Source organism: Acidimicrobiales bacterium, assembly GCA_025455885.1.
Lineage (GTDB): Bacteria > Actinomycetota > Acidimicrobiia > Acidimicrobiales > Acidimicrobilacustridaceae > Rhabdothermincola_A.
Genome location: JALOLR010000003.1, coordinates 1 through 22,930, shown reverse-complemented (window position 1 = coordinate 22,930; position 22,930 = coordinate 1). Strand labels below are relative to the sequence as shown.

Sequence of the window (22,930 nt, the reverse complement as noted above, 5' to 3'; positions counted from 1 at the left end):
GCGCCCTCCCCCTCGAGGGACCAAGTGTGTCAGCCGTTGGCCACGATGTCCGCGCCCTCGGCGGGGCCGGGGAGGCCGGGCTCGCCGGCGGCCGGCTGGTCGGGCTCGTGACCCGCCCGGTGACGGATCCAGGCCGTGGTGAGGAACTGATCGACGGCCCGCACGACCCGGCGGGTGCGGATGGAGGTGAAGGTGTCGAAGGCGTGCTGTGCGCCGTGGAGCTCCAGGTACGCGACCGGGGCCTCGGACACCTCCCCCATCCGCTCGACGAAGGTCCGGGCGTCCTCGACCGGGGCGAGGGTGTCGTTGTCGCCGTGGATCACGAAGAACGGCGGGGCGTCGGCGCGGATCCGGTCGAGGGGGGAGGCCTCGGCGAAGCGCTCGGGCTCCTCGTCGAGGAAGGCCTTCATGATCATCGGCTCCACGAACCACGACACGAACTCCGGCGACATGAGGTCGTGGCGGTTGGTGAAGTCGTACACCGCGTAGAACGGCACGGCCGCCTGGACGGAGGCATCGGCGTCCTCGAAGCCGGGTTGGTAGCGGCGATCGTCTGCGGTGAGGGCGAGCATCGCCGCGATGTGCCCGCCCGCCGAGCCCCCGGTGACCGCCACGAAGGACGGGTCGACGCCGTACTCGTCGGCGTGGGCCCGTATGAAGGCCACCGCCTGCTTGATGTCGACGAGGTGGTCGGGCCACGTGGCGCCGGGGCTCAGACGGTAGTTGGCGTTGAAGCCGACCCATCCATGGCGGGCCATGGCCTTGAGCAGGGGGATGCCCTGCTCGCGCTTGTCGCCGATGACCCACGCCCCGCCGTGGACCTGCAACAGGGCCGGCCGACGCTCGCCGGGAGCCGGAGGGTCGACCGGGGCGAACACGTCGAGCTTGAGCACCCGGCCCGCCACCCGGGAGAACGGGACGTCCTTGGTCCGACGGATCTCGTGGCGGGCCGACGGCGGGGGGTCGTCGACGAGCCCCGCGAGGGCCGCCGCCGCAGCAGCCGCCGTCCCGCGACTCTGGACCACCACGAGCAGAAGTGCCGCCGCGTCCACGCCGAGGGCGACGAGGCCGACCCACCCCGGCCAGTGCTCGAGCGCCCCCGCCCACACGAGGAGCGCCACCGCCACGGCGGTGATCACCAGGTGCACGGGGGCCAGCTCGATGGTGAGCCACGACGCGAAGAACGACGGCAGGAAGAGCACCCGGTTGCGGCGGACCGGCAGGAACGCGTTCACCATGAACAGCGTCGCCACCACGCCCACTGCGAACAGCAGCCAGGACGAGAGCATGGCTCCAGTGTGCCCCAACCCGGCGACCGCCCGGCAGGGTCCCAGGGCGGTGAGCCCCCGGGACCGGCGGTGCCAGACTCTCCCCACCGCCCCCGACGATCCACGAGACGACGCCATGCCCGAACGGCTCAGCGGCCTCGACGCCACCTTCCTCTACGCCGAGACCGAGTCCATGCCCATGAACGTGGCGGTCACGGCCGTGCTCGACCCGAGCACCGTGCCCGGCGGGTACACGTTCGAGAAGCTCCGCGACCACATCGCCGAGCGCGTGCCGCTCGTGGCCGAGTTCCGCCGCAAGCTGATGGACGTGCCCTTCAGGGTGCACCACCCGGTCTGGGTCGACGATCCCGCCTACCGGGTCGAGCACCACATCCACCGCACCCGCCTCGACCCGCCCGGCGACGAGCGGACGCTGGCCCGCTTCGTCGCCGAGATGGCGTCGCGCCGACTCGACCGGGATCGCCCGCTCTGGGAGTTCTGGGTCCTCGAGGGGCTGGCCGGCGGCCGGATCGCGCTCACCGGGAAGGTGCACCACTGCGCGCTCGACGGCGCGTCGGGCGCCGACCTCATGCCGGCCTTCTTCGGCCTCGAACCCGACCCGGAGCCGATCGACCGGACCATCCTCGCCCCCGCCGCCCCCCGGCCGGGCGAGCTGGATCTGTTGACCTGGTCGCTCACCGACCGGGTCCGGAGCACGGTCGGGGGACTGATGGCGCTGGCCAAGACCGGACTGGCCACCGACGCGGTGCGCCGCCGGCGCCGGGAGGGCGAGCGGGCCGGGGGGACACCGCTCACCGGGCCCCCCACGCCGTACAACGGGGCCATCACGGCCGGGCGGTCCATCGCCTTCGGCCGGCTCCCCCTCGAGGAGATCAAGGCGATCCGACGGGCGACGGGGACCAAGGTGAACGACGTGGTGCTGGCCGTGGCGGCCGGGGCGCTGCGCCGTCACCTCCGGAGCCTCGACGCCCTCCCCGACCAGCCGCTCGTGGCCGCCTGCCCGGTCTCGGTCCGCTCGACCCGAGGCCAGGGCGACACCGGCAACGTCCTGTCGGTGATGTTCGTGCCGCTGCACACCGAGCTCGACGACCCGGTCGCCTGCCTCGAGGCGATCACCGCGGACGCCCTGGCCGCCAAGAGCGAGCAACGGCTGTTCGGGGCGATGACGCTGGTCCACCTCGCCGAGATGCTCGACCCCATCAGCCTCGGCACGGTGATGGAGCTGTACTCCCGGGCCGGGCTCGCCGACCGGCACCGCCCCGCCGTCAACGCCATCGTCTCGAACGTGACCGGGCCGCCCGTCCCCATCTACCTCGGCGGCGCCCGGGCCCTCAACCTCTACCCGATGGGGCCGGTCACCGAGGGCATCGGCGTCAACCTCACCGTGATGAGCTACGAGGACCACCTCGACGTCGGCCTCCTCACGGCCACCTCGCTCGTACCCGACGCCTGGGACGTGGTCGACGAGCTCGAACCCGCCTTCCGGGCGCTGATGGACGCCACCCTGGGCGACCGCTGAGCGGGATGTGACCGCGGGCACCGTGCCCTACGATCGGCGCCCATGGCCTACAACTTCGCTGACCTGTTCGAACACACCGTCGACACGGTTCCCGACCGTGTGGCGCTGGCCTGCGAGGGCGAGCACCGCACACTCGCCGAGCTCGAGGACGCCGGGAACCGACTGGCCCACCACCTGATCGCCAGCGGCGTGCAGCCCGGCGACCACGTCGGCATCTACGGCCTCAACTCGATCCAGTGGGTCGAGGCCCTGCTCGGCGTGGTCAAGGCCAGGGCCGTCCCGGTGAACATCAACTTCCGGTACGTCGCCGACGAGCTGCGGTACCTGTTCGACAACGCCGACCTGGTGGGCCTCTTCTTCGACGCCCAGTTCGGCCCGCTCGTCGCCGAGGTCCGCGACGAGCTCCCGCTCCTGAAGACGCTGGTCCGCATGGACGACGGATCGGGTGGCTCCGACGACGGCCTCGACGCCGTCGAGATGGCCGACGCCCTCGCCGACAACTCCGCCGAGCGCGACTTCGGGCCCCGCAGCGACGACGACCAGGTGATCATCTACACGGGCGGCACGACGGGCATGCCCAAGGGGGTGATGTGGCGCAGCGCCGACATCTTCTTCGCGTTGGCGGGCGGCATCGACATGGTCACCCGTGAACCGGTGCCCGACGAGTTCCACCACGCCAACGCCGCCCCCGGGAAGACCCCGACGGTGATGATGAACATCCCGCCGCTCATGCACGGGGCGGCGTTCGTGGGGACCGTCGGACAGATGTTCCAGGGCAACACCTGCGTCCTGCTCCCCAAGTTCGACCCCTACGAGGTGTGGCGCACCATCGACCGGGAGAAGGTCAACGCCATCCTGATCGTCGGCGACGCCATGGGCCGCCCGCTGATCGAGGCCCTCGCCGACATGGAGTCCAAGGGCGAGGTGCCCGACCTCTCCTCGCTGTTCGCGGTCAGCTCGACGGCGGCGATCTTCTCCTCGACGGTGAAGGAGCAGTTCCTCGACCGCTTCCCGAACCTCGTGGTGACCGACTCGGTCGGCGCGACCGAGAGCGGGTTCAACGGGACGATCGTCGTCACCAAGGGCCAGGTGAACCGTGGGGGCGGCCCGACCGTCAACCCCATGAACGACACCGTGGTGCTCGACGACGACCTGAAGCCGGTCGAGCCGGGCTCGGGGGTCATCGGGCGGATGGCCCGCTGCGGCAACATCCCCGTCGGGTACTACAAGGATCCGAAGAAGACCGCCGAGACCTTCGTGATCGCCGCCGACGGGAGGCGCTACGCCATCCCCGGCGACTTCGCCACCGTCGAGGCCGACGGCTCGATCAGCCTGATGGGTCGCGGCTCGGTGTGCATCAACACCGGCGGCGAGAAGGTCTACCCGGAGGAGGTCGAGCAGGTGCTCAAGGACCACCCCGCGGTCTACGACTGCCTGGTCGTCGGCGTGTCCGACGAGCGCTGGGGCCAGAAGGTCACGGCCGTCGTGCAACCCCGCGAGGGGGCCACCGTCGAGCTCGACGACCTCGTGGCCCACGCCAAGGGCCACCTGGCCGGCTACAAGGTGCCGCGCAGCCTGCACCTCGTCGACAGCATCCAGCGCTCGCCGAGCGGCAAGCCCGACTACCCCTGGGCCAAGAAGCTCGCCGAAGCCGCCGTCTGAGGGGATTCCGCCCCCCGCCGGGCCGCAGCGGCAGTAGCGGCGTTACAGTGACGCCCGTCGCTCCCGCCTCGTCGCGGCCGGCACCCATCCCGCACACCCGATCCGCGACGGCGCCGTCGCACCCACCAGGGGGAACGAAATGCACACCTACGAGAAGTTCTTCATCGGCGGCGAGTGGGTCGACCCCGCCGGTACCGACACGCTGAAGGTCACCTCCCCCACCACCGGGGACATCGTCGGCTCCGTCCCGGTCGCGTTGCCCGCCGACATGGACCGCGCCGTGGCCGCCGCCAAGGCGGCGCTCACCGGCGAGTGGGCGTCGTGGACCCCGGAGCAGCGTGCCGACCTGATCCAGCGGGTCAGCGACGGCATCAAGGCCCGCCAGGACGACTTCACCGGCCTCATCACCCAGGAGGTCGGCTCGCCATTCTACTTCTCGATGTTCGGCCAGACGCTGGCCGCGGCGATGATCCTCGACGCCTTCGCCACCCACACCCGGGCGTTCCCCTTCGAGGAGCGCCGCGACGGTGCCCTCGGCGGCCAGATCATCGTGCGCCGCGAGCCGGTCGGTGTGGCCGCCGGGATCATCCCGTGGAACGTGCCGCTGTTCATCACCTGCCTCAAGCTCGGCCCCACGCTGGCCTCGGGCTCGACGATCGTGATCAAGCCGGCCCCCGAGACCCCGCTCGACGCCAACGTGCTCGCCGAGATCCTCGTCGAGGCGGGCGTCCCCGCCGGCGTCGTGAACATCGTGGCCGCCGACCGTGAGGTCGGGGAGCACCTGGTGCGCCACCCCGATGTCGACAAGGTGAGCTTCACCGGGTCCACCGCTGCGGGGCGCAAGATCGGTGCCATCTGCGGCGAGCAGCTCAAGCGCTGCACCCTCGAGCTCGGGGGGAAGTCGGCCGCCATCGTGTGCGAGGACGCCAACCTCGAGGAGACCATCCCCCACCTGATCGGTGGCGGCCTCATGAACAACGGCCAGGCCTGCGTCGCCCTCACCCGGGTGCTCGCTCCGCGCAGCCGCTACGACGAGATCCGCGACGCGCTCGCCGCCGCCGTGTCCGCCCAGGTCGTGGGCGACCCGACCAACCCGGACAACCTGGTGGGCCCGCTCATCGCCGACCGCCAGAAGGTGCGGGTCGAGGGCTACATCGCCAAGGGCCGCGACGAGGGGGCCACCGTCGTCGTCGGCGGCGACCTCCCCGAGGGGCTCGGCAACGGGAACTTCGTCGCGCCGACCCTCTTCGCCGATGTCGACAACTCGATGACCATCGCCCGTGAGGAGATCTTCGGACCGGTCCTGTCGCTGATCGCCTACGACACGCTCGACGACGCCATCGCCATCGCCAACGACAGCGACTACGGCCTCGCCGGTGCGGTGTACACCACCGACATCACCAAGGGCATCGACGTGGCCCGCAAGGTCCGCACCGGCACCTTCGCGGTGAACACCACCCAGGGCATGGACTTCAACGGCCCGTTCGGCGGGTTCAAGAACTCCGGCATCGGCCGCGAGCTCGGCCCGGAGGGCATCCACGCCTTCTGCGAGGACAAGACGATCTCGCTGCCCGGCGGCATCGACCTCCCGATCGGGGGCTGATCCGAGGGGCACCCCGCCCCCGTCCGACGAGCGACCCGGCCCCTCGGTGCCGGGTCGCTCCGCGTCCGGGGTGCGGACGCCGGGGCGGCGTCGGTAGTCGCTCAGGCCACGACACCCCGGCGCCGCAGGTCGGCCACCTGCTCGGCGGTGAGCCCCACGTCGGCGAGCACGGCGTCGGTGTCGTGGCCGGGCGGCACCGGTGGGCGGTCGACGGCGGCGGGGGTGCGCGAGAACCGGGGGGCGGGAGCGGGTTGCACGGCACCGTCGGGGGACAGGTAGGTGCGCCGGGCCGCCAGGTGGGGGTGGCCGGCGGCTTCGCGGTAGGTGAGCACCGGGGCCACGCAGGCGTCGCGGTGCTCGAAGACCGCCTCCCACTCGGCGCGGGTGCGGCCGGCGATCACCGCCGCGAAGCGTTCGCGCAGCACCGGCCACCCGGACCGGTCGTGCTGGGGGGGCAGGTCGTCGTCGGCGAGGCCCAGCCCGTCGAGCAGCTCGACGTAGAACTGCGGCTCGATCGCCCCGACGCTGACCCACCCACCGTCGGCGGTCTCGTAGACGTCGTACCAGGGGGCGCCGGAGTCGAGCATGTTGGTGCCCCGCTCGTCCGAGAAGGTGCCCCCGACGTAGGCGGGCACCATCGGCGCCGAGATGAGCGACGCCCCGTCGACCATGGCCACGTCGAGCACCTGTCCGAGGCCCGAGCGGGCCTTCTCCACGAGCGCCGCGCAGACGCCGAGGGCCATCAGCAGCCCTCCGCCCCCGAAGTCGCCGACCAGGTTCAACGGGACCGTCGGCGGCTGGCCGACGCGGCCGATGTGGGCGAGGGGCCCGGCCATCGCGACGTAGTTGATGTCGTGGCCGGCCCGGTCCGCCCACGGCCCGTCCTGACCCCATCCGGTCATGCGGGCGTAGACCAGCCCGGGGTTCCGCTCGCACAACACGTCGGGTCCCAACCCGAGCCGCTCGGCCACCCCGGGTCGGAACCCCTCGACGAACACGTCGGCGCCGTCGACGAGGCGGCGCACGATCTCGAGGCCCTCGGCGGACTTCAGGTCGACGGCGACCGAGCGGCGGTTGCGGTTGAAGACCCCCATCCGCGCCGACGCCACCGGCGCGCCCGTGACCTTGGCGGGTCGGTCCACGGCGACGACGTCGGCGCCGTAGTCGGCGAGGACCATGGCCCCGAACGGGGCGGGTCCGAGCCCGACGAGCTCCACCACCCGCACCCCGGCCAGCGGGCCGGTGCGGGCCACGATCGGCGGGGTGGAGGGCGGCTCGTGGGCGGCGGCGTCGGTCATGGCCGCATCCTGCCAGACCGGTCGGTCGGTTCAGGCGGGCGGGACCGGCCCGGTGGCGGTGGCACGGGCCCAGCGATGGTCGGCCTTCCCGGCGGGGGTGCGCACCACCTCGTCGACCAGCACCAGCGTACGGGGGAGCTTGTACCCGGCGAGGTGCGGCCGGCAGTGGGCATCGAGCTCCTCGAGGGTGAGCGACTCGCCGGGCCGGACCTGCACGACGGCGGTGACCCGCTCCCCCCACCGATCGTCGGGGGTCCCGACCACGACGACGTCGTACACCGCCGGATGCCCGGCGATGACGGCCTCCACCTCCTCCGGGTAGACCTTCTCGCCACCGGTGTTGATGCACGCCGAGCCGCGGCCGAGGAGGGTGATGCTCCCGTCGACCTCGACGGTCGCCTGGTCGCCGGTGAGGATCCAGCGCTCCCCGTCGATCTCCACGATCGTGTCGTCGGTCTTGTCCGGGTCGTTGTGGTAGCGCAACGGGATCCGGCCCCGTCGGCCCACCCGGCCCGTCACCCCGCTCCCCGGGGCGACGATGGTCCGGGTCGTCTCGTCGATCACCGCGGTGGTGGCCCCGCCGCCGAACTCCGAGAACGACTCGGACCCGCCCTCGGTGGTGAACGTGCGGGCCGTCTGGGCACCGGTCTCGGACGACCCGTAGCCGTCGGTGATGACGACCGAGGGGAGCAGGTCGAGGGCCCGGGCCCGCGTCGACGGGGTGAGCGGCGCGCCGCCCGAACCGATGGCCAGCAAGGAGGAGATGTCGAAGGGCCCCTCGGCCTCCCACGCGTCGAGCATCGGCTTCACCACGGCGTCGCCCACCACGCTGATGGTGTTGACGCCCTCGGCCTCGATCGTGCGCCACACCCCGGCCGGGTCGAGGCTGCCCTCGAGCAGGACGTTCTTGCCGCCGCAGAGGAGCACGCTGAGCATCGTCCACTGTCCGGCGGCGTGCATGAGCGGGGCGACGGGGTGGAAGACGAAGCCCGGGACGATCCGGTCGAGGATCTGCTCGGGGGTGTCGACGGGCCCGAGCATCCGCATGGGGTCCCCGCCGCCGACGCAGGCATAGAAGGCGTCCTCGTGTCGCCACACGACGCCCTTGGGCATCCCCGTGGTGCCGCCGGTGTAGATGACGTAGAGGTCGTCGTTGGTCCGACCGTCGAAGCCCCGCTCGGGGGACCCGGCGGCCAGCGCGTCGGCGTAGGCGGTGACGGGCAGGGATGACGAGTCGAGGGCGCCGGTCGGGGCGTCGGAGTCGTCGTCGACGACGACCGCCCACCGGATGGAGGGGACCTGGGGCACCACCTCGGCCAACCGGTCGGTGAAGGCCCGGTCGACCAGCACCCCGACCAGGGCGGCGTCGGTGAACAGATAGGCCAGCTCGTCGGCGACGTAGCGGTAGTTCACGTTGATCGGGACGGCCCGGATCTTGAAGCAGGCCAGGAAGGCCTCGACCCACTCCACGGAGTTGGTGAGGTACAGCCCGACGTAGTCGCCCGGGCGCACGCCCTGGTCGAGCATCCAGTGGGCGAGCCGGTTGGCGTGCTCCTCGAGCTCCGCGTACGTGCGGCGGTCGGAGCCGCACACGAGGGCCTCCCGGTCAGCGACGCGTTCGACCACCGCCTCCCAGAGGTCGGCGAAGTTGAAGGTCTCGGGGACGATCGCCATGGTCTCCACCCTGGTCGGACGACGGGACGGGCGGGACCTTACCGCTCTCCCGCCGGCGTTCCGGGGGCGGCCCGGGGGCGGCCCGGCGGGTGCTCAGGGACGGCCGGTCCACGCCGTGACGGGCCCGGCCAGCTCGACCAGGACGTCGGTGGCGTCGGGGTCGACCGCGACCGCGAGGCGGTGGACGCCCGGCGCAGCCACGGCGGCGCGGAGCCGCTCGGCACGGTGCTCGGGATCACCCGGTGCCCCGGAGTCGTCAGGGTCCGACCCGGCCCCCCACACCTCGACCACCAGCGCGACACCGAGCCGCTCGGCCAGCTCGACGAGGGCCTCGGTGCACGCGTCGGTCGGCGCGGTCGTGACCGCCACCGCCGGGCGACCGTCGAGGCCGGCGACGAACGCCGCCGCGACCGCGAAGCCCTCCGCCGGGAGGGCGGGGACGACCACGGTGGCGGCGCTCGCCGCGAGGCCCCGCGCCACCCAGAGACCCGCCGGACCGGCGTCGGCGGCGACCAGCGCACCCGGCCTCGCGGCATCGAGCACGTCGACGGCGGCCCGGGCCGGGCCACCGTCCGCCGAGCGGAGCCGGTCGGCGAGGGCGGCCACGCCACGGGTGAGGGTCGACCCCGAGGCGGTCGACGTCGGGTCGGGCCAGTGCGAGGCCATGAGGCCGAGCTGCCACGGCTCGAGGTCGAGCACCTGGGCGGTGTCGGGGAGGAGGTCGACGGCTTCGGTGGGATCGACGCCGGCGGTGATGACCAGCTCGGCATCGTCGAGGCCCGACAGTGCGGGGTCGTCGCGCTGGAGCCCGACGACCCCGCACCAGGCGGGATCGTCCACCGGCACGACGCCCACGGCGCCGAAGGTGGCCACGATCCCCGCTCCCGTGCGCCGGGCGGCCTCGGCCACCGCTGCCCCCTGTCCGGCGCGCGCCACGCCGGGCCCGACGAGCAGCATCGTGGTGAACTCGGCCAGCGTGGGCGACAGGGTGATCAGGTGGTCGGCGCCGAGGTCGAGGGTCCAGGGCTCGAGCCCGGAGGGCGCCGGGGCGGCGAGATCGAGGAGGAGGTCGAGCTCGGCGGCGGCGTGGACCTCGCCGAGCGACCAGCCGCCGACGGCGGCGGGGATCGACGTCGGGTCCGTGATCTCCTGGGGAGCGGCGCGCTCTCCGGGCTGTGAGGACAGGCGGATGCGCCGGCCGGACAGCAGTGCGACGCCCGGACCGGCCCCGGGACCGACGGCGAGGCGACCGTCGGCGTCGGCCAGGATCGCGGCCAGCGCGTCACTCCCGACCTCGATCTCGTCGAGACCGCCCAGGGCCGGCATGTCGCTCCCCGGTGCGCGGAACACCCGTCGGGCCCCTTGGGCCACGAGGCAGCCGGCGAGGAGGTCGAGGACGGTGGCTGCGGTCACCGGCCCAGTATCGCCCCTCCCCCACCGGCGCCGTCCCTGACAGGGACCTGAACCCCAGGAGCGCCAGGCCCGGGACAGCGCCGGCGTCGGGGGCTAGCGTCGCTCTGCGGCCACGGGGCCGTGGGAGGTCCGGGGATGGACGCACGCCAGCTGGGTATCGGGATCGTCGCCACCGGGGCGCTCGCCCAGGTCACCGGGCTCGGGCTCGACGCGTGGCTCCACTCCTCGGCCGACCGCGACATCGACGGGGCGCTCGCGCTCGAGAACGTCGGGCACGTGCTCTTCGTCGGGGGCCTGGTGGCGGTGGTCGTCGGGGCCGTGCTGGCCCTCGTCGGTCCACGGCTCTACGCGCCCACCGCCAACGCCGGGCCCGGTCGCCGCCTCGCCCAGTTCGGGGCGCCCGCCGCCGCGGTGCTGTTGGTGGTCGCCGGGCTGAGCGGGGCCTCGTCGTCCAGCCTCACCGGCACGACCGAGGCGTCCTCGGCGAGCGGCACGGCCGGCGACGGCCACACCGACCACGACCACGAGGCGGAACCCGTCCGCTGCGACCTCGGGATGAACACCGCGGCGTACTACCGGGGTGCGGTCGAGGCGGGGATGGACCTCGCCGGCGGCGGCGACGGCCACGACCACGCCGAGCCCGGGCCGGTGGGCGGCCTCGGCGAGACGGCGGCTGCGCCGGCGGGCGACGCCGGGGGCGGGCACGACGGCCACGACGGGCCCCAGGCCTGGACCCCGATCACCGACCCGGCCACCTGCGCCCAGCTCGAGACCGAGCTCGACCAGGCCGCCGCGGTGGCGGCGCGCTACCCCACCCCGGTCGAGGCGAAGGCCGCCGGTTACGTGATGGTCACCACCTACATCCCGGAGATCGCGTCGCACTGGATGAACTTCGCTCACGTCGACGACGAGTTCGTCATCGACCAGCCCGAGATGCTGCTCTACGACGGCACCGGCGACGACGCGACCATGGTCGGACTGAGCTACTACCTGTTGTCCGACGGCGAGCCGTCGCCCGACCAGACCTTCGTGGGCGGCAACGTCGAGTTCCACCAGCACGTCGGGCTGTGCGTGAAGGGCACGCTGGTGGTGGGCGGATCGGGGACGAGCGCCGAGGAGTGCGCCGCCCGCGGCGGCCGCAAAGGGGGCGGGAGCAACGCCTGGATGGCCCACGCGTGGGTGGTCCCGGGCTGCGAGAGCCCCTGGGGCGTGTTCAGCGCCTCCAACCCGAAGCTGACCGCGGAGCTGGGTCGGGCGTCGGGCCGAGGGGCCCCGTGCAGCGGCTCGGGCGCGACCTACGACGACACCCCGGGCCTCCCCGCCGAGCTGGCCTCGCTGGTCGCGGGAGCACCGCCGGCCTGACCGACGCCGGCCACCCTCCGCGGCCGGGAGGAATGACCTAGGACCCTGACCCTGCTCGGCGCGGGCCGTCACCATGCGATCGTGGGCGTCATCGAGTTGGCGGGAGCCGGTCGCAGCTACGAGACGGCAGGGGGAACGGTGCACGCGCTGACCGGCGTCGACCTCGTCGTCGACCGCGGGGAGTTCGTCGTGGTGCTCGGGCCGAGCGGCTCCGGCAAGACGACGCTGTTGAACCTCGTGGGAGCTCTCGACGTGCCCACGTCGGGGCGCGCCGTCGTGTCCGGCCACGACCTCAGCGCCGCCGGGCGGGCGGAGCTGTTCCGCTACCGGCGCGAGACCGTGAGCTTCGTGTTCCAGAGCTTCAACCTGTTCCCGGGGCTCACCGCCGTCGAGAACGTGCGGTTCGGGGCCGACGTCGCCGGCCGCCCAGGGGCCTCGGCCACCGCCCACGAGATGCTGGAACGTGTCGGTCTCGGCGATCGGGTCGACCACTTCCCCGCCATGCTCTCCGGCGGCGAGCAGCAACGGGTCGCCATCGCCCGGGCCCTCGCCACCCAGAACCCCGTCGTGCTGGCCGACGAGCCTACGGGAGAGCTCGACTACCACACCGGCGTCGCCATCCTCGCCCTGCTGATGGAGCAGGCCCGAGCGGGCAGAACGGTCCTCGTCGTCACCCACAACCGCGAGATCTCCCGCGCCGCCGATCGCGTCGTCGAGCTCCGCGGTGGCCGGGTCGTCGCCGACGGACCTCCCACCGGCGGCCGACGGGACGTGTCGGACCTGCAATGGTGACCACCACCGGCTCCGCCACGGCGGAGTCCGAGGCACCACGAACGGGACGGAGCGCTCCGCCCGTTCGCTTCTGGCTGCGGTGGTCCCTGCGCGATCTTCGCCAGCGATGGGTGCAGGTCGTCGCCATCGCCGTGGTCATCGCGCTGGGCACGGGCACCTACGCAGGACTGTCGGCCTCGGCCGAATGGCGGAGGGTGAGCTACGACGCCTCCTACGAGGTGACCAACGCGCACGACATCCTCGTCTCGCCGGCCCAGAACACCACCGTCGACGAGGACGCCCTGCGGACCGCGCTCGCCTCGACCCCTCACCCGGAATGGTTCGCGGACGTGACGACGTCGCTCGCGGTGAACGTCCAGGTCGATGCGTCCACCGCCGAGGAGGTCATCCTCGTGCCCGGCCGGCTCATCGGCGTCGAGGTGACGGAGCCGCCCACCCCACCCGTCGACACGCTGTCCGTCAGCGAGGGTCGGGGGCTCGGCCCGGAGGACGACGGTGCCGACGTCGTCGTGATGGACGCCGGGTTCGCCCGTGCCCGCGATCTGCCGCCCACCGGAACGGTTCGCCTCGGCGGGGAGCGGGAGATCCCCTGGGTCGGAACCGGACAGTCGCCGCGGTACTTCCTCCCGGCGTCCGAGACCGGCACCGTCCTCGGCTCCGGTGGCTTCGCGGTGCTGTTCACGTCGTTGGCCCGAGCCCAGGCCGAGGCATCGACCCCCGGGAAGATCAGCGAGGCATCGATCCGCCTGGCCCCCGGCGTCGACCCCGATCAGGCCCGGGCGGAGCTCCGTGAGACGCTCGCCACCGGACTCCCCGGGGCGGCGACGGAGGTCCGCCTCCTCGAGGAGGAACGCGGGTACCGCCAGCTGTACGACGACATCGAGAACGACCAGACGTTCTTCACCGTCTTCGCGCTCCTGATCCTGGCCGGCGCCGCCTTCGCGGCGTTCAACCTGACCGGCCGCATCGTCGAGGCCCAACGGCGGGAGATCGGCGTGGGCATGTCGCTCGGTGTCCCCCGCGCCTGGCTCGCGTTGCGGCCGATCCTCATGGCGTTCGAGGTGGCGGTGATCGGGGTCGCCGCCGGGATCCTCGTCGGGTACGTGGTCGGCGAAGCCATGGGGAACGTCACCGAGTCCTTCTTCCCGATGCCGGTGTGGCTCCGCCCGTTCCAGGTCGGGCCGTACCTACGGGCCACCGCGCTGGGGGTCGGGCTGGTGCTGGCGGCCAGCATCTGGCCGGTCGTCCGTGCGGTCCGGGTCCCTCCGGTCGAGGCCATCCGCACCGGGCCCCGGACCGCAGGGCGTGGCGGGCTGGCGCCTCTCGTACAGCGGATCCCGCTCCCGGGATCGACGATCACGAACCTCCCGCTGCGGGAGGTGGTGCGCCGGCCGCGGCGCACACTGCTGACGGCCCTCGGCATCGCCGCGGCGGTCACCACGCTCGTCGCGGTCTTCGGGATGATCGACTCGATCTACCGGACGATCGACGACGGCTCGGCCGAGGTGCTGGGTGAGAGCCCGGAGCGGATGACGGTGGCGCTGCAGACGTTCACCGCCACCGGCTCCGCCGAACTGGCCTCCGTCGAGTCGGCGCCGGGAGTGGGAAGGTCGTCAGCCGGTCTGCGCATCGGTGGGACGCTGGCCGGGCCCGACACCGACCTCGGCCAGGCCGACGGACCGGCCACCGCCACGAGCAGCGACCGCTTCGACGTCCTGATCGACGTCATGGACCTGCGTGACGGCGTCTGGTCGCCCACCGCCACCGAGGGCTCGCTCGACTCCGAGACGCCGGCACTGGTGGTCTCGCAGAAGGCCGCCGACGACCTCGACGTCGGCGTCGGCGACCCGGTGCAACTCCGACACCCCGTGCGCGACGGCACGGGCTACCGGTGGGTGACGAGTGAGCTACCGGTGGGGGCCGTCCACCCGTACCCGTTCCGGTTCGTGACCTACCTCGACAGCCGTCACGCCGCGCTGTTGAACCTGGAGGGGATCGTCAACCAGGTGGACGTGGAGCCGGCACCGGGCGCCGACCTCGAGGCCCTGCGCCGCACCCTGTTCGGCATCGACGGGGTCGGCGCGGTCACTCCGGTCTCGGAGACCATCGACACCATCCGTTCGACCATGGACGAGTTCCTCGGCATCCTCCAGATCATCGTCTGGGCGGTGCTGTTGCTCGCAGTGCTCATCGCGTTCAACTCCTCGAGCATCAGCGCCGACGAACGAGCGCGCGAGCACGCCACGATGTTCGCGTTCGGCCTCCCCACCCGCACGGTCCTCGGTCTCGCCATGGCCGAGTCCGCACTCATCGGCGTGGTGGCCACCCTGCTCGGCACCGCCGCCGGGGTGGCCCTGACCTGGTGGCTGGTGCAGCGCCTGTTCACCCAGACGATCCCGGATCTGCTCCTGGTGACCGCCGTCGACCCGTTCACGTTCGTGGTCGCCGCGCTGGTCGGCATCGTCGCCGTCGCCATCGCGCCCGTGCTCATCCTCCGCCGTCTCCGTCGCATGGACATCCCGGCAACACTTCGCGTCGTCGAATGAGCGTCCCGGGGCACGACGTGACCTCTCCCGGACCCGGACCGTGCGCCGGGCGCGACGGTCCGGGCACGCACCTCGCAGCCCGCCTGACCCCCGTCTCAGTCGCCGATGACGAAACGGCCCACCCGTCGCCGGTGCCAGTCGGCGTCCCCCCAGGCCGCGGTCAGCGCCCACACCCGCTTCAACCACATGTGCACGTCGTACTCGACGGTGTAGGCGATGGCGCCGTGGCACTGCAGGGCCTGGGCGGCGACGAACGCGGCCGCCTCCGAAGCCATGCACTTGGCCATCGACACGTCACGCGCCGCGGTGTCGAGGCCTTCGGCCATCGAGTACGCCGCGTTGGCGGTGACGGGGCGGGCGAACGAGAGCTTGAGCTCGGCGTCGGCCAGGTGGTGCTTGACCGCCTGGAAGGTGCCGATCGGGACGCCGAACTGACGTCGCGAGGTCACGTACTCGACGGTGACGGCGAGCAGGTGCTCGGCCAGGCCGAGCAACAAGGCGGACGCGGCCAGCGCGCCGCGGTCGAAGGCCCGGTTGGCGGCGTGCCACCCGGCCTCGCCGTCGACGACGAGCTCTTCGTCGGCCACGTCCCACTCGACGGTGAAGAGCCGCCGGGCGCCGTCGACCGAGGTCTCCGGGGTGAGGCGAAGGCGGTCGGCCGCAACGGCCACGACGCGGTCGGCGCGTTGGGCGAGCAGCAGGTCGGCGACGTGGGCGTCGGTGACGAAGGGCTGGCCGGCGAACTGCACCGTGACGACGGCCGAGCCCTGCGCGACGGCCGGCATCCAGCGCTCGGCCATCGCCGACGGCGCGGACTCGGCCAGCAGCGGTGCGGCCACGGCGGTGGTCTCGAGGAGCGGTCCGGGGAAGGCGGCGCGCCCGACCTCGGTGAGGATGGGCAGGAGGTCGAGCTCGGTGAGCCCGAGCCCGCCGGACGATTCCGGCACGGTGAGGCCGACGACACCCATCTCGGCGAGGGCGGCCCAGAGGGCGGGGTCGCGCCCGGTCCCCTCGTCCCAGGCCCGCCGCACCGCGTCGGGCGGGAACTCCTTGGCCAGGAGTTCGGCCACGGCGTCGCGGAACAGCAGTTGGTCGTCGGTGAAGGCGAAGCGCACAGTGCCTACTTCCGGGGCAGGCCGAGCACGCGCTCGGCGACGACGTTGCGTTGGATCTCGTTCGTGCCGGCATAGATGGGACCGGACAACGAGAACTCGAAGCCCTTCATCCACGCGCCCCCGTCGACGGCGCCGTGCGAGCCGTCCACCAGCTCGGCGGTGGGTCCCAGGAGGCGCAGCGCCGTGGTGTGGAGGCGCACGTCGAGCTCGGACCAGAAGATCTTGGTCAGGCTCGACCTCGCCCCCTGGGGTCGCCCCTCCACGATGTCGGTCACGTCGGCGAGGGTGGCCAGGCGGTAGGCCTCGGCCTCCATCCACGACTGCGTCACCTCGTCACGGAGGTGGGGATCGCCGGCGGCGACGGCGGCCGGGTCGCCGGTGGCAGCCAGCGCCGAACGCCGGCGGTAGAGGTCGACGAGCCGGTCGGCGGCGGCGCAGAATCGGCCCGGGGAGCGCAACGTGAGCCCTCGCTCCGACGACGTGGTGGCCATGGCCACCCCCCAGCCCTGGTCGACCTCGCCGAGCACGAGGTCGTCGCCCACGAACACGTCGTCGAAGAAGACCTCGGCGAACCCCTCGTCGCCGTCGAGGCGGCCGACGCCCCGCACGGTGACGCCCTCGGCGTCGAGGGGCACCATGAGATAGGTCATCCCCCTGTGACGCTCGGCCTCGGGGTCGGTGCGGAACAGCCCGAACAGCCAGTTGCAGAAGGCCCCTCGGGTGGTCCACGTCTTCTGGCCCGTGATCCGCCAGCCCCCCGCGGCGTCGTCGCGCACGGCGCGGCTCTTGATGCCGGCGAGGTCGGACCCCGCGTCGGGCTCACTCCACCCCTGGCACCACAGGTCGTCGGCGGCAGCCATGGCCGGCAGGAATCGGGCCTTCTGCTCGTCGGTGCCGAACTCGAAGATGGTCGGGGCGAGCAGGAAGATGCCGTTCTGGGTGACTCGCTGCGGGGCGCCCGCCCGGTAGTACTCCTCCTCGAAGATCAGCCACTCCCACACCGACGCGCCCCGCCCGCCGTACTCCTCGGGCCACGACACGACCGACCAGCGGGCCGCGAACAGCTGCTTCTCCCACTCGAGGTGCAGCGCGAACCCCTCGGCGGTGTCGCCCGACGGGAGGTCTCGGGGCACGTTCGCCTCGAGCCACTCCCGGGCCTCGTCGCGAAAGGCCTGCTCTTCGGGGCTCCACTCCAGGTCCATCGGGTCAGCCTGACGCAGCGTCAGATACGGCGCAAACCAACCAGCGATGATCCGCCGAACTACCCTCCCGGCGTTGCCTGACCTTCCCAGGAGGAGCCTGTGCGCAAGCCCACCGTCCGCATCCTGTTGCTCAGCACCGTGGTGGTCGCCCTGCTCGGCGCCTCGCCGGCAGGCGCGGGCGGTCAGATCCAGCCCGATGCCGCCTACACCATCACGATCAGCAAGACCGTGGACGGCGTGGACGCCGGCGCCGGGTACGAGTTCGAGCTCCTGTGTGCGTCCGACGACGGCGCGGGCGAGGCCTCGTTCGTCTCCATCGACGACCCGCTGTTCCCCGGGTTCGAGTCGAGCGACGCCGTGGTGTTCGACCTGGCCGGCGGCGAGGAGGCCACGTTCGAGGTCTTCGTCGAGTTCTCCCGCCTGACGGTGATCACCTGCGCCGTCGTCGAGACGGGCGGCACCGGCGAGGCGCCCTCCGCCACCTCGGTGACGTGCACGGACGACGCCCTGGTGGTGTGCAGCGACCCTGCCGCCGGTGAGGCTGCCACCCAGAGCTCTGGCGAGGCCACGTTGTCATGGGTCGACGTGGACGCCGCCGACGCGTTCGGGACCGACGTGGGCGGGGCGACCTTCGCCTTCACCAACGTGATCGCCCCAGCCCCCGCTCCCGCCCCGGCCCCGCCGGTCGCGGCCGCAACCGTCGCCGCGCCGGCCTTCACGGGCTGAGGGGACACCCCACCGGCCACGACCTGACGGGTCGTCAGGTCTTCTCCTAGACTCCCGAGGACCGGGGCCCCGCCCCGGACCCGTTGGGTGGGCGCCACCGCGCCACCCGCCGCCACGAGGAGCCTCGATGACGCTGACCGCCCCGGAATCCGCCGACACCGCCGCCACCCGGACCATCCCCCGGTTCGTGAGCGTCGACGACCACATCATCGAGCCGCCCCACGTCTGGCAGGACCGCCTCCCCGAGAAGTACAAGGCCGTCGGGCCGCGGGTCGAACGCCTCCGGGTCGCCAACCTGAAGTTCAACGGCATGCAGTACAGCTTCGACATCGTCGACAACGACGCGGACGAGGGGAAGTTCGCCGACTTCTGGTGCTACGAGGACCTCAAGGTCCCGATGCGTCGCATCATCGCCGCGGTGGGCTTCCCGCCCGAGGAGCGCACGCTCCTGCCCGTCACCTACGAGGAGATGCGCAAGGGCTGTTGGGACCAGGCGGCCCGCCTCGAGGACATGGACGTCAACCACACCGAAGCGTCGCTGTGCTTCCCCACCTTTCCCCGCTTCTGCGGCCAGACGTTCCTCGAGGCCAAGGACCGCGAGCTCGCCCTGCTGTGCGTGCAGGCGTACAACGACTGGATGGTCGAGGAGTGGTGCGCCGGAGCCGGAGCCGGGCGGCTGATCCCGCTCATCATCGTCCCGCTGTGGGACGCCCAGCTCGCCGCCGACGAGGTGTACCGCAACGCCGCCCGCGGGGTGCGGGCCGTGTGCTTCAGCGAGATCCCGCCCTTCCTCGACCTGCCGAGCATCCACACCGGCGAGTGGGAGCCCTTCTTCCAGGCGTGCGCCGACACCGACACCGTCATCAACATGCACATCGGTTCGTCGTCGCGCATGCCGGCCACCTCCCCCGACGCCCCCGCCGGCGTCCAGGCCACGCTGAGCTTCAACAACGCCATGGGCTCGCTGGCCGACTGGCTGTACTCGGGCATCCTGGTGCGCCACCCCACGCTGAAGCTGGCGTACTCCGAGGGCCAGATGGGTTGGATCCCCTACGCCATGGAGCGCGCCGACAGCGTCTGGCGCGAGTTCCGCGGGTGGGCCTTCGACAAGGAAGCCGTGCCGGAGCCGCCGTCGTTCTACTTCCGCCGCCAGGTGTACGCCTGCTTCTTCCGCGACAACTTCGGGCTGAAGAACCTCCACGACGTCGGCGTCGACAACGTCACCTTCGAGACCGACTACCCGCACTCCGACTCGACGTGGCCCGACACCAAGGACGTCTTCACGACGATGGTGAAGGACCTGCCCGACGAGGACGTGTACAAGATCGCCCGGGGCAACGCCATCTCGATGCTCGGGCTCGACCTCGACTGACCCCACCGGGGGCCGGCGCGCCGGCCCCGGTAGCGTGACCGCCATGGCGCGCCGTGACCCTCCGCGTGAGCGACGCCGACGAGGGGTGCTGCGCCACTACGACCGACCCCTGTGGCGTGACCGCCTCTTCTGGATCGTCGCCGTCCCGTCGGGCCTCGTCACGGCGCTGTTCGTGGGGACCGTGCTCCTCCTCGCCGGGGTGCCCGAGGACCCGATCGGGTGGCTGCGCCCGGTGCTGCTCGGGATCGTGGTGCTGGTGCTCTCCTTCCGGCTCCTCGGAGCCGGCGTCACCACCTCGCGCCGGTTCCGGACCGGCCTGGGCGAGGGCTCGACCGCCCGACCGGGCGACCTCGAGAGCAAGGGCCGGGCGGCCGGCGCCGTCGTGGGGCGGGCGCTGCGAGCCGGCCGCACGACCGCCGGAGCGGACGCCGAACCCGCTCGGGTCGCCGCCCAGCCGGCCGCCCCGCCGGCCCCGACCGGCGCGGCCACGGAACCGGCTGACGGTCACCACACCGCACCCGACTCCGATCCGGGCCCGTCGATCACGATCGCGGCCGATGCCGCCACGTCGCCCGCGGCCGCCCCCGAACCCCCGCCGGTGACGATCGCGACCCCCTCCACGGCCGACGCCGTGGACCGTGCCGCCCGCGTGGCGGGGGCGATGCTCGGACGCCGCCTCGCCGAACGGCGGCGCTCCTCCCGGCCTCCCGACGCTCCGGGAGCGCCCTGACGAACCGTCAGGCCGGGCCCGCCCTGTCGCGCCCTGCGGCGTGGTCGAAGGCGTCCAGCAGGCGACCGGCGATCCCCTGACCCCGGTGGGCCTCGGCCACCACGACCGTCGGGGCCGCCGGCGGCGCCTCGACGCGCCGCCCGTGCACGACGCCCACCACCTCCCCGCGTCGTCGGGCGGTGACGACGACGGTGTCCGGCCCGTCGCGGGCTGCGTCGAGCCCCACCTCGGCCAGCAGTCCCGCCGCGTCGGGATCCACGAGCCGGGTCACGGTGAGCTCGAGCTCCACCCCGCCCCGCCCGACGACCCGCCGGGGGCCGAAGGGGGCGTCCGCGATCGGGACCCATCGGCGCCGCCCCCCCTCCCCCCGCTGCTGCTCCAGGAGGTGCACGCGGTCCACCGCCACCTCGACCACGTAGTCGGCGAGGGCGGTCATCGACGCCTCCAGGCGGCCGGGGCCGACGTCGTCGTCGAGCGTGACGTGAGGGACGAAGGGTCGGGTCGGTGGTCGGGCGAAGGGTCCGTCGACGAGTCGGCGACGCAGCTCGCCGAGCGGCCCGTCGTCCAGGTCGACCACGGCGAGGTGGATGGTCGGAGTCGTCGGCGCGAAGGTCGTCGGGGGGCCGAGGCGGAGGCGCAGCCCGTCGCACCCGGCTGCGGCGTCACGCAGCACCCGTAGGCCGTCCGCCACGGCGTCGGGACGTACGTTCACGGGTGGCACCAGGGTGACGTGGGGAGCGATCCGGGCGCGGGTCGCCGAACCCAGCGCCCTGCGGAGGCCGTCGACCTCGGCGGCGACGGTGGTCGGCAGGAGCAACGCCACCCCGAGGCGCGGTCGATCCACGCGCCGACGTTACCCAGCACCGGCGCCCGCCCGGCGCGACGGGCGCCCGCCGGGTGTCAGGCTGCTGGGGTGGATCCGAACGAGCTGTACGTCGTGATCGAGGGACCGCCCGAGGCGGTCCCGCTCGTGCTGGTGCACGGTGCCCCCGACCGCTCCGCGGCCTTCCGTCAGGCCTGCGGTCACCTCGACGCCTCGGTGCGGGTGGTCCGCTACGACCGGCGTGGCTACGGCCGGTCGGTCGGGGCGACCCCCGCCCGCTCGATGGCCGACCACGCCGACGACCTCCTCGGCGTCATCGGCGCCGTCGGAGGGCGCGCCGTCGTGGTGGCGCACAGCTTCGGCTCGAACCCGGCCATGCTCGCCGCCGTCGCCCGCCCCGCCGCGTTCGCGGCGCTCGGCGTCTGGGAGCCGCCGATGGTGTGGCTGGAGTGGTGGCCCCGGACCACCAAGGACTACGACGCCGAGGTCGCCGCCGCCCCGGATCCGGCGCAGATGGCCGAGGAGTTCAACCGACGCGTCCTGGGCGACGACGCCTGGGAGGCGCTGAGCCCCGAGAAGCAGGCGCTGCGCCGCGCCGAGGGTCCGGCGTTCGCGCGCGACATGGCGTCGCTGGCCACCGCGCCCTTCGCAGCCGATCGGCTCACCGTGCCGACGGTCGTCGGCCACGGCTCCGACACGTCACCCGAGCACGTCGAGGGCGCCCGGCGGCTGGCCGCCCAGGTGGCGGACGGTCGGCTGGTCACGATCGAGGGCGCCGGCCACTTCGCCAACCAGACCCACCCTGAGGAGTTCGCGGCGTTCATCACCGCCACGGTGGACCGTGCCGCGGAACGCTGACGCGGTCAGGGGCTGAACGGCCGCGAGGCTCAGATGCCGTGGCCGGTGGCCACGAGACGGGCGTGGGCCCGGCGCAGCTCGGCCTCGGCCTCGACGTCGTCGCCCTTGGCCAGCGCCGCCTCGGCGGCCTCCTTGGCCCGACGGGCCCGGTCGGCGTCGATCGTGCTCGCCATCTCGGCCAGGTTCGACAGGATCTTCACCTGGTCGTTGCTCACCTCCACGAACCCCCCGTGCACGGCAGCCAATTCGGTGGTGCCGTCGACGAGCGCGATCTCGAGGGTCCAGGTCTCCAACGCCCCGACGAAGGGCGAGTGGCCGGGCAGGAAGGCGATGTCGCCGCCCCCCACGGTGCGGGCTCGCACCATGGTGGCGTCGCCGGCGAACAGCGTCCGCTCGGGCGAGACCAGCTCGACGTGCAGGGCCATCAGGCGCCGGCCTCGAGCTCTCGGGCCTTGGCCCGGGCGGCATCGGCGTCGCCGACGTTGAGGAAGGCCTGCTCGGGCAGGTCGTCGAGCTCGCCCTCGACCAGCTGGGCGAAGGACTCCACCGTGTCCTCGACGGGCACGAAGATGCCGGGCATGCCGGTGAACACCTCGGCCACGAAGAACGGCTGGGAGAGGAACCGCTGCACCTTGCGGGCCCGGTTCACGATGAGGCGGTCCTCCTCCGAGAGCTCGTCGAGCCCGAGGATGGCGATGATGTCCTGGAGCTCCTTGTAGCGCTGGAGCACCTCCTGCACCCGCCGGGCCACGTCGTAGTGGCGCTGCCCGACGATCTCGGGCGTGAGGATGCTCGAGGTCGAGGCCAGCGGGTCGACGGCCGGGTAGATGCCGAGCGAGGCGATGTTGCGGGAGAGCTCGGTGGTGGCGTCGAGATGGGTGAAGGTGGTGAACGGCGCCGGGTCGGTGTAGTCGTCGGCGGGCACGTACACGGCCTGCAGCGAGGT

General features: G+C 72.9%; 19 protein-coding genes. 10 read left to right on the top strand and 9 right to left on the bottom strand.

Features of this window, described 5'->3' with window-relative positions; genetic code table 11:
- Nucleotides 1–29: 29 nt before the first annotated feature.
- Entirely contained in the window at nucleotides 30–1,289 is a 1,260-nt protein-coding gene (locus MUE36_03140; protein ID MCU0309920.1) for an alpha/beta hydrolase, read from the bottom strand.
- A 115-nt stretch (nucleotides 1,290–1,404) separates the two neighbouring features.
- On the opposite strand from MUE36_03140, the gene MUE36_03135 reads away from it, so the two are divergent.
- The 3 genes from MUE36_03135 (at nucleotide 1,405) to MUE36_03125 (ending at nucleotide 6,073) form a co-directional block, all read left to right on the top strand.
- The gene (locus tag MUE36_03135; GenBank protein MCU0309919.1) at nucleotides 1,405–2,808 is read left to right on the top strand and encodes a wax ester/triacylglycerol synthase family O-acyltransferase; all 1,404 of its coding nucleotides are present in this window, start codon (nucleotides 1,405–1,407) and stop codon (nucleotides 2,806–2,808) included.
- A 42-nt stretch (nucleotides 2,809–2,850) separates the two neighbouring features.
- Nucleotides 2,851–4,470, top strand: a complete 1,620-nt coding sequence (locus MUE36_03130; GenBank protein ID MCU0309918.1) for an acyl-CoA synthetase — start codon at nucleotides 2,851–2,853, stop codon at nucleotides 4,468–4,470.
- Between the two features lie 139 nt (nucleotides 4,471–4,609).
- Nucleotides 4,610–6,073, top strand: coding sequence for an aldehyde dehydrogenase (locus MUE36_03125; GenBank protein ID MCU0309917.1), 1,464 nt, complete (start codon nucleotides 4,610–4,612; stop codon nucleotides 6,071–6,073).
- 101 nt (nucleotides 6,074–6,174) lie between these two features.
- Here the strand turns inward: MUE36_03125 and MUE36_03120 are convergent, their stop codons facing one another.
- The 3 genes from MUE36_03120 to MUE36_03110 all read right to left on the bottom strand — a co-directional run bounded on the left by MUE36_03120 (nucleotide 6,175) and on the right by MUE36_03110 (nucleotide 10,458).
- Nucleotides 6,175–7,371: a CoA transferase gene (locus tag MUE36_03120; protein MCU0309916.1), complete on the bottom strand. Its 1,197-nt coding sequence runs from the start codon at nucleotides 7,369–7,371 to the stop codon at nucleotides 6,175–6,177.
- Nucleotides 7,372–7,401: 30 nt separating this feature from the next.
- Nucleotides 7,402–9,045, bottom strand: coding sequence for an acyl-CoA synthetase (locus MUE36_03115; GenBank protein ID MCU0309915.1), 1,644 nt, complete (start codon nucleotides 9,043–9,045; stop codon nucleotides 7,402–7,404).
- 93 nt (nucleotides 9,046–9,138) lie between these two features.
- Nucleotides 9,139–10,458 (bottom strand): hypothetical protein, encoded by a 1,320-nt coding sequence (locus tag MUE36_03110; GenBank protein MCU0309914.1) that lies wholly within the window; start codon nucleotides 10,456–10,458, stop codon nucleotides 9,139–9,141.
- A 135-nt stretch (nucleotides 10,459–10,593) separates the two neighbouring features.
- On the opposite strand from MUE36_03110, the gene MUE36_03105 reads away from it, so the two are divergent.
- From MUE36_03105 to MUE36_03095, 3 genes are all read left to right on the top strand, one after another.
- Complete coding sequence (locus tag MUE36_03105; GenBank protein ID MCU0309913.1) at nucleotides 10,594–11,820, top strand: hypothetical protein; 1,227 nt, start codon at nucleotides 10,594–10,596, stop codon at nucleotides 11,818–11,820.
- 81 nt (nucleotides 11,821–11,901) lie between these two features.
- Nucleotides 11,902–12,612 (top strand): ABC transporter ATP-binding protein, encoded by a 711-nt coding sequence (locus tag MUE36_03100; protein MCU0309912.1) that lies wholly within the window; start codon nucleotides 11,902–11,904, stop codon nucleotides 12,610–12,612.
- Between the two features lie 110 nt (nucleotides 12,613–12,722).
- A complete protein-coding gene (locus MUE36_03095; GenBank protein MCU0309911.1) occupies nucleotides 12,723–15,158 on the top strand; it encodes an ABC transporter permease in 2,436 nt (811 codons plus the stop codon).
- A gap of 95 nt (nucleotides 15,159–15,253) precedes the next feature.
- On the opposite strand, the gene MUE36_03090 is transcribed toward MUE36_03095, so the two are convergent.
- Nucleotides 15,254–16,273 (bottom strand): acyl-CoA/acyl-ACP dehydrogenase, encoded by a 1,020-nt coding sequence (locus MUE36_03090; GenBank protein MCU0309910.1) that lies wholly within the window; start codon nucleotides 16,271–16,273, stop codon nucleotides 15,254–15,256.
- Between the two features lie 5 nt (nucleotides 16,274–16,278).
- Nucleotides 16,279–17,475 (bottom strand): acyl-CoA dehydrogenase family protein, encoded by a 1,197-nt coding sequence (locus MUE36_03085; protein MCU0309909.1) that lies wholly within the window; start codon nucleotides 17,473–17,475, stop codon nucleotides 16,279–16,281.
- A gap of 99 nt (nucleotides 17,476–17,574) precedes the next feature.
- Here MUE36_03085 and MUE36_03080 point away from each other — a divergent pair, with 99 nt between their 5' ends.
- The 3 genes from MUE36_03080 (at nucleotide 17,575) to MUE36_03070 (ending at nucleotide 20,303) form a co-directional block, all read left to right on the top strand.
- Nucleotides 17,575–18,201 (top strand): hypothetical protein, encoded by a 627-nt coding sequence (locus tag MUE36_03080; protein MCU0309908.1) that lies wholly within the window; start codon nucleotides 17,575–17,577, stop codon nucleotides 18,199–18,201.
- Between the two features lie 127 nt (nucleotides 18,202–18,328).
- Nucleotides 18,329–19,573, top strand: coding sequence for an amidohydrolase (locus MUE36_03075; protein ID MCU0309907.1), 1,245 nt, complete (start codon nucleotides 18,329–18,331; stop codon nucleotides 19,571–19,573).
- Between the two features lie 43 nt (nucleotides 19,574–19,616).
- On the top strand, nucleotides 19,617–20,303 hold the full coding sequence (locus tag MUE36_03070) for a hypothetical protein (protein ID MCU0309906.1): 687 nt from the start codon (nucleotides 19,617–19,619) through the stop codon (nucleotides 20,301–20,303).
- Between the two features lie 7 nt (nucleotides 20,304–20,310).
- Here MUE36_03070 and MUE36_03065 read toward each other — a convergent pair whose 3' ends face one another.
- Nucleotides 20,311–21,147: a 2'-5' RNA ligase family protein gene (locus tag MUE36_03065; GenBank protein MCU0309905.1), complete on the bottom strand. Its 837-nt coding sequence runs from the start codon at nucleotides 21,145–21,147 to the stop codon at nucleotides 20,311–20,313.
- 69 nt (nucleotides 21,148–21,216) lie between these two features.
- Here MUE36_03065 and MUE36_03060 point away from each other — a divergent pair, with 69 nt between their 5' ends.
- Nucleotides 21,217–21,984, top strand: a complete 768-nt coding sequence (locus MUE36_03060) for an alpha/beta hydrolase (GenBank protein ID MCU0309904.1) — start codon at nucleotides 21,217–21,219, stop codon at nucleotides 21,982–21,984.
- Nucleotides 21,985–22,013: 29 nt separating this feature from the next.
- Here MUE36_03060 and atpC read toward each other — a convergent pair whose 3' ends face one another.
- A complete protein-coding gene (atpC, locus tag MUE36_03055; GenBank protein ID MCU0309903.1) occupies nucleotides 22,014–22,409 on the bottom strand; it encodes an ATP synthase F1 subunit epsilon in 396 nt (131 codons plus the stop codon).
- Nucleotides 22,409–22,930: F0F1 ATP synthase subunit beta (locus tag MUE36_03050; protein ID MCU0309902.1), on the bottom strand; the 522-nt coding region annotated here is incomplete at its 5' end. The genes atpC and MUE36_03050, both read right to left, overlap by 1 nt.